Here is a 12,796-nt window from a genome sequence, read left to right on the forward strand (position 1 = left end):
TTTATTTCCATTTTTTTTGTTCGTAGCTATCCTTCTCCATCAACTCCTTAATTTTGCGTTCTTCCCATCTTTTAGTTAGAAAAACGTTTGGACCGAATACGCTTGCCCAGTGTGCAAATAACCCAATTCCCCAAAAGAAGAGATTAGCTATACCCCAAAATTGTAAGTTTCCGTCTACAAAAATCTTTCTATTAGAATCGAATATTAAGATGGCGGTATTCACCACTATATATATAACCAGATGAATGTAAAATCCTCTAATTCGTTTTACCCGTTTCTTAGCCTGCTCATAAGACATTCTTTGTTGATTTTGCTCTCTCATTAGTTCCAGGTATTATTTTGTTCGATATCTTTTTCCATAATTTCCTTTATCTTTCTCTCTTCCCAGGTAGATCCATATCCGAAAACTGAAAATCCATGAATGGCTAAGCCTAATCCCCATCCAAATAAAGGGAACCAAAACCATTGAAAGCCCCAATAGGTCATATAATTTATAAATATCAAAAATGGTATAATTACACAATAGGAAATTAAGTTCCCATAAAAATCCTTGATCTCTTTTACACGCTGTTTAGCTTTAAAATAAGCTTCACTCTTGTTATATTGATTTGTTTCCATAACTGAAAATTGTTTTGTTAATATTGGTAATTTCACTCGAAATACATCCGGGTTCTGTTCTATAAGTACTTCCCGTTTAGTAATTAGAGCATATCTGTCGGCAATGTTCTGCAGGCCTACCCCTTTTCTTGCTTTAAGTACTTCTTTTTTTTGATAATCATTTTCCACAATTAAATAACCATCTTCTTCGTATATCCTTATATGTAAAGGTTTGTTTTCACTTACCACATTATGCTTAATTGTATTTTCCAATAGCAATTGCAATGATAGAGGCACCACCTTACCTTCAGGATTTGTGATGCTATTGGGCACTTCATACTGAATACTATTTTCAAATCTCATTTTAAGCAGGTTCATATAAAGCACTGCAAAAGATAATTCTTCTTCTATAGAGACCAGCTCCTTATCCTTTTGTTCTAAAACATAGCGATAGATCTTAGATAAGGAAGTGGTGAACTTTTGAGCATTCTCCGGACTTTCTTCAATTAATGAGGTTAGCACATTTAAACTGTTAAAAAGAAAGTGAGGATCTATTTGATTTTTTAAGCTTTCAAATTTTGCTGAAGCCGTACCTGCAATAATTTTCTGTTCTTTTACTTTTTTCTCCTGAAGTGCTTTATAAAAATAAAAAGCATGAAAAAATAATGATATAACTACCGTAATTATTAATGCTGTCAGGTAAAAAGTGCCATTTTGATCTTTAATGAATTCGGTATACGATTTCCCTTCTAATAAAACGTTATGTAGTAACCTTATAAAAAATAGTGCAAATAAGGTGAGACAGATAGATCCTAAAAAACCTACCACAAACCTGTATCGCTGATCATATTTCTCCCAATTGATTTTATGATTGATATAATTGAAGAAATAATAGTTAATAAGTGTAAGCGGCAGCGTATAAAGCACGTATAACCCAAAAGATTTGAGAGTGGAAATATCCAGATCCAGACCTTCACCAGATAGAAGCTTAAAACTCACCTCTAAAGCATTCAATAAGAAGCTTATTACCAAGATTATAATTGCAAGTTTTATGACTTTTTTCATTATTCTATTTCAATATTATTTACCACACTGGCTTATGGCCTGCTCGGCCTGTTCTTTACCCCATTTAGGATAAAAAGCTATTTCCGACTTAAAGGTATCAAAAAGTGTTAAAGATTTTTCTATCCTGTCACAAATTGGCTGGGTATCTGTTCCAAAATATTTGGCCGATCCCATTTCAAATTGGGCTTTGGAGAGTATTACTCTAGGATTAGTAGGATCGATTTTTTCTGCCTGTTCATAGATTTGTATTACTTTTCCAGATAGTTTCTGACCGTTGTTCATGGGATCATTAGCAATTAATGCTGTGTATATTAAAGCCTGTACAACCAGCAATTCGGGATTTTCAGGATCTTTATTAAGCTCCTTATCCAGTGCTTCTTGAGCTTTTGCCACCAAATCTTCCACGTTTTTATTATCCAAGTTCTGAAATGCCCTCGTGGTATTAACTAGAGCCACATAATAATTAGGTATCCATTCTTCCTGCTCGGCAATTGCAATTCTTTCAAAAAGATCTGAAGCTTCAGCTGGTCTATCATTTTGCCAAAGTTCTAAGGCTTGTGCCATTCCTTCATCATAATTATTTTGAGAAAAAATGAGATTAGTGAAAAGCAACGCGAGTATTAAAATGATTTTTTCCATAAGTTCTATTTTTATTAATTGTTTTACAAATATCTTCTGATTATCACCGATTTTAAATTAAGAATTACCGAGTTGTACAATTTTAATGATGAATTGTATCTCATTTCTTTGAATTCAATAGTTTTAAAGATTATCTAATTGGTTTGTTTTCTTATCGTCACTAATAGTCCAAAAGAAACCAACAAAGAAAAACCTGTCTGCAGTTGGAGTAATTGCCTGCCTTCTAAAGTTACCATTAGAATCTGCTGAAGATGCATACTCGTAACCATAGACATTTTTAGTTCCTAATACGTTCGACACAGAGAAATAAAGAATCTTCTGCTTACTTAAAAGGTAAGCCCAACTCAAGCTTAAGTTATTATACGATTTGGTTTTAGAGCTCATAAATGAATCTTGATTGGGGTTGTTATAGGGCCTTCCAGAACTAAAAGTATTGGTAAGTCCTACCTGAGATCTTAAATTTGAAATCCAGTATTTAGTTACCATAGATAAGGTATGATTGGCCACAAAATTTGGAGTGGTTTGTACAGGATAGTTCTTAAATTTTCTTTCAGAATCTATATAAGAATAAGAAACCCAATATTCCAAATTCTTAATACTGGAACCATCTCTATAAAATACTTCCAACCCGCCGGCATATCCGTCTCCAGAATTTTGAAGAGCTGTTAAATAAGAATTCTCATTCCCGTTATAAGTAACTAGATCTCTGTATTTTTTATAATAAGCTTCTAATCTTAGGAACCTGTTATCTTTATTAAATTGATAATTCACTATATAATGTGATGCTTTTTCAGATGATAGCTCTTCGTTGTATTTCAAATAATCTGCCTTAGGAGCTTGTGTGAAGTCGCCATATGCAAAGGAGAATTGTGAAGAATTACTCACTTTATAAGCCATAGAAAGTCTTGGAGAAATTCTGGTCTCGTCTAAATAGTCATTATATGATCCGCGCACTCCTAATTTAAGAGCGAAATTCTTGTTGAATAAAATATCTGCTTCTGTATAAATTGCGCCAATATTTGTATGGAAATCTGATATAAACGTAGAAATCTCTGGTTGCTCTATAGTTTCATCAAATTTGGAGGAAAACAGATCAGATCCTGCTGACAGTTTTATATGATCTGAAAATCTTTTGCTTACTTTCAATTTTAAATGAAATGCGTTTTCAGAATTATTGATCTTAGTAGTGTTATAATTTATATGATTAGTTCCATAACCATAGCTCAGGCCGGTATTTAATTCCCAGCGATCGCCGAAATTACCTAAGTAAGAGGTGTTCAAATAAAAATTATTATTTTTTAAATCAATTCTTTCCTTACTTTCCAACTCCACACTTTCACGATTAAAATCAAATCTTGAAGCATCAAAGGCTGCATAAGTTTTCCATAATCCCCTTTTTAAAGATTGTCTATAAACTGCTTCTCCCGAAATGGATTCAGCAGGCTTGTTCCAGTCTAAATTTTGAGGTGCAACCAGCATATAAGGAGCAAGGTTAATATAGGAAGCATTAACGCTTAACGACCTGTTTTTCCATTTCTGGGTATTTCCAATCCCTAAACCTACCGTCATTAATGAGATGTCGGTTTTGTTTTGTTCGGCTTCGTCCTCAGTATTCAGCAATAGAACTCCAGAGAGTGCTTCCCCATATTCTGCGCTATAACCTCCGGTTTGAAAAGAAATACCTTTGAAAAGAAATGGTGAAAATCTCCCTCTACTTGGTACATTTTGAACTGATGCACTATAAGGTTGTGCCACTCTTAGGCCATCAACATAGGTTTGAGTTTCTTCGGCCTCCCCTCCTCTTACCAAGAGTCTACCGCTTTCTCCAGCCACTTGAGTTCCCGGTAAAGTTTGAAGGGCCGCAATAATATTACCTGCACTTCCTGCCGTAGTTACAATATCTAATGGTTTTAAAACCGAAACTTTTGAAGCTGCCCCTGCTTGAAATGACCCCGCATTCAAAATTACTGCATCCAGTGCATTCAGGTCTTCTTTTAAAACAATGTTTAAAGCTTTCATATTGGAGACTAACATTGGTAATCTCGTAGTCTTAAAAGACAGGAAAGAAACAAGCAAAGTCCGTTCCCCTGATGCTTTGGTAGAAAATGAAAAGGAACCGTCTTCCTTAGAGGTGTCTCCATTATAAGTGCCTTCTATAAAAACATTGGCACCCATTACCGGTTTCCCTTTAACATTTACAACTCTCCCTGATATTTCGGTTTGAGCACAAAGAAATTGGCTAAAAAATAAAATTGACAAAATAAATATAGATCTCATAACAGTTGGATTATAAGGTCAAAATTGAATTATTTCTATGTTACTATATAAAAATTAATACTGAAATGTAGTATTGAACGGATGAGCTGAAATTCATGTATCAATTTTATCAGTTCTTAAATTTTTAAATTATCCTTAACACTATATTTTATACCTTGAAAACTTAATCAATCAACCAATAACATGAACATTTTTGAGGCTTTACGACAAGAACATGAAATACAACGAGACCTAGCTAAAAAGCTAGTAGAAACACATGGAGACACCGAGGAACGAAAGAAAATTTTTGACCAGTTGAAACATGAACTTAAGATACATGCCGATGCAGAAGAGAGACATTTCTACGTACCTCTTATTCAAAAGGATTTAACTCAGGAAAAAGCAAGGCATAGTGTAGCTGAGCATCATGAAATGGATGAACTAGTAGAGCAATTGGAAGATACCGAAATGAGTGCTTCAAACTGGTTAAAGATTGCAAAAGACCTAAGACATAAAGTGAATCATCATTTAGATGAAGAAGAGCATGAAGTTTTTCAAATGGCTGGGAAAGCCTTGACGGAAAAGCAAAAAATCTCTCTAGCTGCTGATTATAACAAGGAAATAAGAGAAAACAGATAGTATTATTTTGTTCAGAAATAGCCTTCTACATCAGGGTATTTCTGAACAAACATTTATTAAGACGTCTTCTTTTCTATTTCTAAATTCTTCTTATAATTCTTGAAAGGCCTAATGATCAGCCTGGCAGCCTTGTCATAATTCACATAATTATACACCCAATTAAAAAAGGTAACTAATCGGTTTCTAAAACCTATTAAGAACCATAGATGGATAAACATCCATACAAACCACGCAAAGAAGCCACCAAATTTGAACTTTTTGAGGTCTACAACAGCCCTGTTTCTTCCTACCGTTGCCATAGTCCCTTTATCTTTATATTGAAACGGCTCTAATGGCTCATTTTTTAATAAACGGGCAAAGTTCTTAGCTAAATGGCTTCCTTGTTGAATAGCAGGCTGGGCTACCATAGGATGCCCTTTAGGAAATTCTTCTGTTTGCATAACTGCTATATCTCCTACAGCAAAAATGTTTTCATAGCCATTTACCTGATTGAAAACATTTACTTGGTACCGATTTGCTTTTTCCAGCATTGCCGATGCATTTAAGCCTTTTACCGGCGCACCAGTAACTCCCGCACTCCATATAAAAGTTGCTGCTTTAAAAACTTCATTGGTGTTTGTCACGACCTCTTTCCCATCATAAGACTCTACCATAGTATTGAGATGGATCTTTACCCCTAATTCTTTTAAAAACTTTTCTGCCTTTTGGGAAGCATTCTCACTCATGGGAGGAAGGACTCTATCCATTCCTTCCAATAAATGAATATTCATTTCCTCTACATTAATGTCAGGATAATCTTTAGGAACCACATGATTCTTTAACTCGGCAATAGCCCCGCTAAGCTCTACGCCCGTAGGTCCCGCACCAGCTAGTACAAAATTCAGTAAAGCTTTTCGTTCATCAACATTATCGGTTATTACCGCTTGTTCAAGATTTTCGAGTATCAAACTTCTAATATTCAATGCCTGTGGAACGGTTTTCATCCACATGGCATTCTCTTCAATACTTTTGTTTCCGAAGAAATTTGTTTTAGAACCTGTGGCTATAACCAAATAATCAAAGGCGATATCCCCAATACTTGAGCTTATAAGATTTCTATCAGGATCTATACCTGTTACTTCCGCCATTCTAAAAAATGCCTTATCTCCGGTTCTGGTTATTTTCCGAAGTGGATATGCAATAGAATCTGGCTCTAAACCTGAAGTAGAAACCTGATATAATAAGGGCTGAAATGTGTGATAATTATGTCGGTCCAAAAGCACCACCTGTAAGGGCAGTTTCAATAGTTTCTTCAATAATGAGATTCCGGCAAAGCCTCCTCCTATTATTACTACTCTTGGTAAATCGCTTTTTGGTACGTTCATACTGCTCTTTTTCCAAAGTTATCATTTCAAAATCTGATGAATACTTTTATCAGCCCAAAAATTAGTTAAAAAACAAATCTAAATGATCTTATAAGCATTTTAGAAGCTCCTAAGTTCAAACATTGGAAAAGATGTCAGGAAAAAATAACTCTAAACTACCTTATTTGTTGGATTATTTTCAAAACCTTTGTAACGTTGTCTATAAAGAAGCTACTAATATTTGCCAACCAAGATTTGTGAATAAAGAACTTGAACATACGTTTGTTAGTAATTTGGAGAAACACCAAAATATAGTGCACAAAATTTGTCGCATCTATACTAATGATCAGGCTTCTCACAACGATCTCTTTCAGGAGGTTACCATTCAGCTTTGGAAAGCTTACCCCAAATTTAGGGGAGACGCCAAATTTAGTACCTGGATGTATCGAGTAGCTTTAAACACAGCAATTACATTATACCGTAAGAAAAAGAGAGGAATCCAGACTCAGGACTACGATAGCGTACATTTTAGAATAACGGCACAGGAATACGATGATGAGGAAGAACAACAATTAAAACTGATGTACACTGCAGTTAAAGAATTAAATGATATTGATAAAGCCCTTGTCTTTCTGTATTTAGAAGATAAGAACTATAAAGAAATCTCAGAAACACTTGGGATAAGTGAAGTAAATGCCAGAGTGAAAATGAACAGAGTGAAAACTAAACTAAAAAAAATATTAAATCCGTAAGCATATGGATGAATTAGATTTATTAAAAAAAGATTGGAAAAAGCAGGAGGGTAATTACCCTAAGCTTAGCTATGACGAGATCTATAAAATGATTTGGAAGAAATCTTCCTCCATAGTAAAATGGATATTTGTTATCAGTATTATTGAATTTCTATTTTGGGCTGTTATGAATGTATTTCTGGCAGACAATGAATACTGGAAGGAAATGGAACGTATTCATTTAAAAGGCTTTACAATAGCACTATATATTATAGGCTATATCATAACTTTTTATTTTATCTATAATTTTTACCAAAACTATAGAAAAATCTCTTCAACAGATAATGCTGCCCATCTCATGGAAAGCATTCTAAAAACCAGAAAGACCGTAAAATATTATATTTGGTATGTGCTTATTTCCTCTGGTTTAACAGCTTTAGTATATACGTATTTCATGTTACGCTATCATGCAACAGAAACCCAGGTTGAGAAAATTACGACATACGACTTCAATACTAAGCAATGGTTGATCTTCCTTGGATTGATGTTTGTATTTTTCGCTGTATTCCTGGGCTTGATTTGGTTGTTCTATCGCCTTCTTTATGGAATATTACTTAAAAGACTTTCAAAAAATTATAAGGAATTGAAGAAACTAGAAGTATAATTCATAAGTTTCAAAATATAAAAAAGCCTGAATAGTGTTATTCAGGCTTTTTCGTTTCTATTAAGAATATAATATCAATATTCCCACTGTCTTGTTTTATTAAGCTCTTCTATAGCTTCCAGCTCATCCTGAGGAATTACCTTTAAAAATGAGGAATGTTGTTCTATAGCATATTCTAGCTTTTCTACTATTTCCTCTACAGATTCATTATCATAATCTATTTCTAAAGGTGGTTTAATTTGAAAAGATTGTAAAATCCCCCTTTTCTTGATTCTGATTCCCTTTTTATCGAAAGACCTTCTAAATCCGTCAATAACAATAGGAATTACAATGGGTTTATATTGTTTAATGATGTGGGCCGTCCCCTTTCTAATAGGTTTAAATGGCTTGGTAGTTCCCTGTGGAAAGGTAATTACCCAACCATCTTTTAAGGCAATACCTATATTCTCGGTATCATCAAAATTTACTTCCCGTTGAACCTCTTTACCCTTTTCTCTCCAGGTTCTTTCTACGCTTACCGCTCCGGCATATGCCATAATCCGGGTTAAGAGTCCTGCTTGCATGGTTTCTTTTGCAGCAACGTAATAGACATTTAATTTAGGCTGCCATAAATAACCAACATTCTTTATGGAGTCTACCCGACCGCTTAAACTGGCATTGAATACATGGAACATTGCGGTTACATCGGCAAAATAAGTTTGGTGATTAGAAACAAATAACACGTTGTTGTTGGGTAAATTCTTTATGATCTCGGAGCCTTCAATTTGCAATTCATTAAAGCCTCGATAGCGTCTATGAGATAACAGACCGAAAATACGGATGAGCCATTTTTTCAGAAAAAGATAATGTCCAAACGGATTTTTTTTAAACAACCCCATTTTTGATTTTTATATTAAATTATCTGCCTTTATGTTAAAAAAGTCGCAAATATAACAATTACTATTAGAGTACTTGTTTCAAGATATCTTTTAATTCGCTAAGCATCATTGCCGTTGCTCCCCATACAACATGTCCGCTTAAAGTAAAGGCCGGCACTTCAATATTTTTAGCATAGGAAGTGGTTATATTCTGAGTAATAATATTCTTTTCATCCAGGAACTGATCTAAATCCACTTCCAGTATTTGCTCTACTTCAGATTCCTGCGGTACCAGTATTGGGGTTCTCTCTAATATCCCAACATAGGGATGAACCCAAAAATTGCTTGGCGGAATATAAAGCTTTGTAAGCTTTTTAATCACTTTTACTTCACTTTGAGGTATTCCAACTTCCTCTTCGGTTTCTCGAAGCGCTGTATATTTTAAATTTTTATCATATACCTCCACTCTACCGCCTGGAAAACCAACCTGATTGGAATGTATACCCTTATAGGTTTTACGTAAAATCAATACCATGCTGGTAATGTCCTGTTTATTGGGGTAAAAAACTGCCATCACCCCAGCCTTATTAGGATTTTTTGAAGCGATATCTATTTTTTCAATCTCCCGTATTCTTAAAACAGGAGCCAATTTATAGTGCGATTCCTCCCCGGGAAGTGCTATTTTTTCTAAATTTGAAACCTTATATTTAAAGTCAGTAAACACCATGCGAAGATATCTTTCAATTTTTTTAAGTGTATTGTTTTTATTTTGTGCAAGTTGTGAAGATACGCAAAAGTCCAAGAAAAATGTTATTAACAGTGGGCCAAAGATTACTGAAAAAGTAAAAAATGATACCTCTAATAACAAAAAAACAACAAAACCAGTTAAAATCTCTAAAACCTTAACTCAGGAAGAACTTATCCCTTTTTTAACTGAATTTGGAAATGAAAATCAAGAACGTAAAATTCGAATAAAAACTTCATTTGGAGATATTGATGTGTTGCTTTATACCGATACTCCCTTGCATCGAGCCAACTTCATCTATCTTACTAAAGAAGGATATTTTAACGGTACCTTTTTCCATAGGGTAGCACAAGGTTTTGTTATTCAGGGAGGAAATTCAGATAATCCCGAAACTAGCAAGAAAAGGAACAAGAATGGATCCTATTTAATACCAAGCGAATTTGAAGCAGGTCATAAACATAAGCGTGGGGCTTTTTCAGCAGCAAAATACAGTGAGCAAAATGTTAGCAAAGCTTCCTCTCCTTATGAATTTTTTATTGTTCAAAGTGAACGAGGCGCACATCATTTGGATAACGATCATACTGTATATGGAGAGGTGATAAAAGGCATGGATGTGGTAGATACTATAGCTAAACAACCTGTTGGAGAGGGCGAATGGCCTCTTATTAATATTCAATTAAAAATTGAAATCTTAGAATAATTAATGCTGCGTGTAATAATTATAGTCTAATAGAACCGTATTAATAAAATCTACAGGGCGTTCTTCCGGATTAATTTGGAGAATACCGGCGATCTTCTGGGATAATGCGATTATAACATTATGATTGCCCTGAAGTTTAGCTGAACTAAAGATGTTTTTGATCTCCTGAACCTCCCTATCTTTTAAAATACTTACCTGAGGATATTTAGGAATATAAGATTCCGGTACATCCATTACTAAGGTTTGTGAAATTCCGATTTGTGTTTTCTCACTAATTACTGTGGTTGCTGCAGCCAGATCGCCTAGACGTTGACCCTTCCCATTGAACAAAATAGTTACTACTGCTATACTCCCACTGCTTAAACTGATATCGATCAATCTTAATAACCATCTAATTAAATACTGACTAAAACCGGGTCTGGCCCCATCTAATTTAACAACTCTTATATTTAGAGCTTTCTTACCTGGAGTTTGACCGTTATTGAAAACCTCCCACAGGAGATAATATAAAAACATGGGCAACCCAATTACTAAATAGAGAACCCATTTACTTCCCCCATCCAGTCCCATGCCTGAAATACTTAAAGAAATAATAATTGCATAAGCCCCTAGGATTAAACAATCTACTAAAAATGCCAAGATCCTGTCTCCTACTGATGCAGATTTTTGGTGAATCCCAATATTTTGGGCTGTTTCTATTTGAAATTTATCCATTAAATACGTTTCTTTGAGAGAAATATTCCCATTATATGCGCGAAGCCGCTTTCGTCAGGCAAAATAAGGATAAATGGCTTAATTTTGAAAAAGAGCTTCACAATAAAAAATTGTTAGCACCTTCAAAGATCTCAGCTCACTATCTGGAAATAACTCAAGATTTGAGCTATGCCAAGACGTTCTATCCTCAAAGCAATACTACGTCATATTTAAATGAATTAGCGGTAAAGGCACATCAAAAGATCTATACGAACAAGAAAGAATCGGGAAATGTTTTCTGGAAATTCTATGCTAAAGATTTTCCTAAGATGTTCTATACTCATCAAAAACAATTGCTCATCAGCTTTTTGATCTTCCTTATTTTCGTATCGGTAGGAATCTTTTCAGCAGCAAACGATGCTGCTTTTGTAAGAGCCATATTAGGCGATGCGTATGTAAATATGACCTTAGAGAACATTGAGAAAAATGACCCCATGGCTGTTTATAAAAAGATGGGGGAATTAGATATGTTTTTGGGGATAACAATAAATAATATTCGGGTAGCACTTATGGCATATTCGCTAGGAATCTTAGCAGGAATAGGTACTGCCTACGTGCTCATGCAAAATGCTATTATGCTTGGCTCCTTTCAATATTTCTTTTATGCAAATGGCATGTTATGGGAATCGGCACGAACCATCTGGATTCACGGCACCATAGAAATATCGGTGATAATAATTGCCGGTTGTGCTGGTCTGGTAGTTGGAAAAAGTATTTTATTTCCGGAAACATATACCCGCTTAAGTTCTTTTATAAATGGCGTAAAAAATGGTTTAAAGATCGTTCTTAGCACCATTCCTTTTTTTATTGTTGCAGGCTTCTTAGAAGGTTTTGTAACAAGGAGAACAGAAATGCCAGATTGGTTAGCGATAGTCATAATTAGCATTTCATTATTTAGCATTCTATTTTATTACGTTTATTATCCAATCTACTTAAATAAGGTCAACTCACATCATGAATGAAACTTACATCCAATTTAAAAGGAAACGTGAATTAGGTGAAATTATCACTGTTACATTTCAGTTTATAAGAAATAATTACAAGCCTTTATTGAAAAGCATAATCAAAAATGTAGGACCGTTATTCCTTATTTTTATTGCTGCAATTGCTTACTATACAAGTGCTATAGCGGGAAGTCCTTTTAAAGCAATGCAAGATAGTGCTGCCAATTTTTTAATTGCAATGCTCGTGTTATTCCTGGCCTTAATGCTATTTTATTCGGCTTATTACGCTACAATCCTGCATTACATTAAAAGTTATGTAGAAAACAATGGGGTGGTACAACCCCAAAATATTCGCACCGGAGTACGTCAAAATTTCTTGAAATTGATACTTCTATATGTAATTACCTCCGTTCTTACCATTGCCGGATTCATGTTTCTTGTAATTCCAGGAATTTATATTTTCGTTCCCCTCACGCTGGCTTCTACTATTTTGATTATTGAGAATAGAAGTATTTCTGAATCGATATCCTATTGCTTCGATCTAGTGAAAAATCATTGGTGGACTACCTTTGGTTCTTTATTGGTAATCTATATTCTGGTATATGTAATAGGGCTTATATTTCAATTACCAGTTCTTATATATACAGTTACCAAGGTTTTTATGAGCTCACAAGAAGGTTCGATTGCCGATCCTTCCTCTTTTCAAGATTGGATATTTATAAGCCTAAACACATTTGCTACAGTAATGCAATATGTACTTTCTGGTATTACCATCATATCAATAAGCTTGATCTATTATAATTTAAATGAACATAAAAATCTAACGGGAACTTACGAAGCGATAGATAATTTGGGAAATTAAA

At 34.5% G+C, this 12,796-nt stretch carries 14 protein-coding genes; 6 read left to right on the forward strand and 8 right to left on the reverse strand.

The features are described from left to right. Position 1: 1 nt before the first annotated feature. The 4 genes from L1I30_RS09120 to L1I30_RS09135 form a co-directional block, all read right to left on the reverse strand. Positions 2 to 322 (reverse strand): 2TM domain-containing protein, encoded by a 321-nt coding sequence (locus L1I30_RS09120; protein ID WP_236133969.1) that lies wholly within the window; start codon positions 320 to 322, stop codon positions 2 to 4. After that, positions 322 to 1,662, reverse strand: a complete 1,341-nt coding sequence (locus L1I30_RS09125) for a 2TM domain-containing protein (RefSeq protein WP_236133970.1) — start codon at positions 1,660 to 1,662, stop codon at positions 322 to 324. Before L1I30_RS09125 ends, L1I30_RS09120 begins: the two co-directional genes overlap by 1 nt. Before the next feature lie 15 nt (positions 1,663 to 1,677). After that, positions 1,678 to 2,301 carry a hypothetical protein gene (locus L1I30_RS09130; protein WP_236133971.1) on the reverse strand — a complete coding sequence of 208 codons (624 nt, stop codon included), beginning with the start codon at positions 2,299 to 2,301 and terminating at the stop codon, positions 1,678 to 1,680. A gap of 123 nt (positions 2,302 to 2,424) precedes the next feature. Continuing rightward, positions 2,425 to 4,578: a TonB-dependent receptor gene (locus tag L1I30_RS09135; RefSeq protein ID WP_236133972.1), complete on the reverse strand. Its 2,154-nt coding sequence runs from the start codon at positions 4,576 to 4,578 to the stop codon at positions 2,425 to 2,427. Positions 4,579 to 4,761: 183 nt separating this feature from the next. Between L1I30_RS09135 and L1I30_RS09140 the strand changes: the two genes are divergently transcribed. After that, positions 4,762 to 5,196, forward strand: a complete 435-nt coding sequence (locus tag L1I30_RS09140; RefSeq protein WP_236133973.1) for a hemerythrin domain-containing protein — start codon at positions 4,762 to 4,764, stop codon at positions 5,194 to 5,196. 56 nt (positions 5,197 to 5,252) lie between these two features. On the opposite strand, the gene L1I30_RS09145 is transcribed toward L1I30_RS09140, so the two are convergent. Next, positions 5,253 to 6,560 (reverse strand): NAD(P)/FAD-dependent oxidoreductase, encoded by a 1,308-nt coding sequence (locus L1I30_RS09145; protein WP_236133974.1) that lies wholly within the window; start codon positions 6,558 to 6,560, stop codon positions 5,253 to 5,255. Positions 6,561 to 6,796: 236 nt separating this feature from the next. Between L1I30_RS09145 and L1I30_RS09150 the strand changes: the two genes are divergently transcribed. Both L1I30_RS09150 and L1I30_RS09155 read left to right on the forward strand, forming a co-directional pair. Next, positions 6,797 to 7,291, forward strand: a complete 495-nt coding sequence (locus tag L1I30_RS09150) for an RNA polymerase sigma factor (RefSeq protein WP_236134034.1) — start codon at positions 6,797 to 6,799, stop codon at positions 7,289 to 7,291. A gap of 4 nt (positions 7,292 to 7,295) precedes the next feature. Then, positions 7,296 to 7,934 (forward strand): DUF8845 family protein, encoded by a 639-nt coding sequence (locus L1I30_RS09155; RefSeq protein ID WP_236133975.1) that lies wholly within the window; start codon positions 7,296 to 7,298, stop codon positions 7,932 to 7,934. A 74-nt stretch (positions 7,935 to 8,008) separates the two neighbouring features. On the opposite strand, the gene L1I30_RS09160 is transcribed toward L1I30_RS09155, so the two are convergent. Next, a complete protein-coding gene (locus L1I30_RS09160) occupies positions 8,009 to 8,812 on the reverse strand; it encodes a lysophospholipid acyltransferase family protein (protein ID WP_236133976.1) in 804 nt (267 codons plus the stop codon). Between the two features lie 64 nt (positions 8,813 to 8,876). Continuing rightward, positions 8,877 to 9,518, reverse strand: coding sequence for an NUDIX hydrolase (locus L1I30_RS09165; protein ID WP_236133977.1), 642 nt, complete (start codon positions 9,516 to 9,518; stop codon positions 8,877 to 8,879). On the opposite strand from L1I30_RS09165, the gene L1I30_RS09170 reads away from it, so the two are divergent. Then, a complete protein-coding gene (locus L1I30_RS09170) occupies positions 9,517 to 10,236 on the forward strand; it encodes a peptidylprolyl isomerase (RefSeq protein ID WP_236133978.1) in 720 nt (239 codons plus the stop codon). The genes L1I30_RS09165 and L1I30_RS09170 overlap by 2 nt on opposite strands. Here the strand turns inward: L1I30_RS09170 and L1I30_RS09175 are convergent, their stop codons facing one another. Then, a complete protein-coding gene (locus L1I30_RS09175) occupies positions 10,237 to 10,950 on the reverse strand; it encodes an RDD family protein (protein ID WP_236133979.1) in 714 nt (237 codons plus the stop codon). It lies immediately after the preceding gene. A 35-nt stretch (positions 10,951 to 10,985) separates the two neighbouring features. Between L1I30_RS09175 and L1I30_RS09180 the strand changes: the two genes are divergently transcribed. Both L1I30_RS09180 and L1I30_RS09185 read left to right on the forward strand, forming a co-directional pair. Further along, positions 10,986 to 11,951 carry a stage II sporulation protein M gene (locus L1I30_RS09180; protein ID WP_236133980.1) on the forward strand — a complete coding sequence of 322 codons (966 nt, stop codon included), beginning with the start codon at positions 10,986 to 10,988 and terminating at the stop codon, positions 11,949 to 11,951. Next, positions 11,944 to 12,795, forward strand: a complete 852-nt coding sequence (locus L1I30_RS09185) for a YciC family protein (protein ID WP_236133981.1) — start codon at positions 11,944 to 11,946, stop codon at positions 12,793 to 12,795. Before L1I30_RS09180 ends, L1I30_RS09185 begins: the two co-directional genes overlap by 8 nt. Position 12,796 lies beyond the last annotated feature (1 nt).

The organism is Gillisia lutea (assembly GCF_021568705.1).
GTDB classification, from domain to species: Bacteria; Bacteroidota; Bacteroidia; order Flavobacteriales; family Flavobacteriaceae; genus Gillisia; species Gillisia lutea.

Bases quoted from the DNA above. Each gene is read 5' to 3' on its own strand.
- L1I30_RS09140 (WP_236133973.1), top strand. From the start codon at position 4,762: ATGAACATTTTTGAGGCTTTACGACAAGAACATGAAATACAACGAGAC.
- L1I30_RS09160 (WP_236133976.1), bottom strand. From the start codon at position 8,812: ATGGGGTTGTTTAAAAAAAATCCGTTTGGACATTATCTTTTTCTGAAA.
- L1I30_RS09130 (WP_236133971.1), bottom strand. From the start codon at position 2,301: ATGGAAAAAATCATTTTAATACTCGCGTTGCTTTTCACTAATCTCATT.
- L1I30_RS09120 (WP_236133969.1), bottom strand. From the start codon at position 322: ATGAGAGAGCAAAATCAACAAAGAATGTCTTATGAGCAGGCTAAGAAA.
- L1I30_RS09185 (WP_236133981.1), top strand. From the start codon at position 11,944: ATGAATGAAACTTACATCCAATTTAAAAGGAAACGTGAATTAGGTGAA.
- L1I30_RS09180 (WP_236133980.1), top strand. From the start codon at position 10,986: ATGCGCGAAGCCGCTTTCGTCAGGCAAAATAAGGATAAATGGCTTAAT.
- L1I30_RS09135 (WP_236133972.1), bottom strand. From the start codon at position 4,578: ATGAGATCTATATTTATTTTGTCAATTTTATTTTTTAGCCAATTTCTT.
- L1I30_RS09165 (WP_236133977.1), bottom strand. From the start codon at position 9,518: ATGGTGTTTACTGACTTTAAATATAAGGTTTCAAATTTAGAAAAAATA.
- L1I30_RS09175 (WP_236133979.1), bottom strand. From the start codon at position 10,950: ATGGATAAATTTCAAATAGAAACAGCCCAAAATATTGGGATTCACCAA.
- L1I30_RS09155 (WP_236133975.1), top strand. From the start codon at position 7,296: ATGGATGAATTAGATTTATTAAAAAAAGATTGGAAAAAGCAGGAGGGT.
- L1I30_RS09170 (WP_236133978.1), top strand. From the start codon at position 9,517: ATGCGAAGATATCTTTCAATTTTTTTAAGTGTATTGTTTTTATTTTGT.
- L1I30_RS09145 (WP_236133974.1), bottom strand. From the start codon at position 6,560: ATGAACGTACCAAAAAGCGATTTACCAAGAGTAGTAATAATAGGAGGA.
- L1I30_RS09125 (WP_236133970.1), bottom strand. From the start codon at position 1,662: ATGAAAAAAGTCATAAAACTTGCAATTATAATCTTGGTAATAAGCTTC.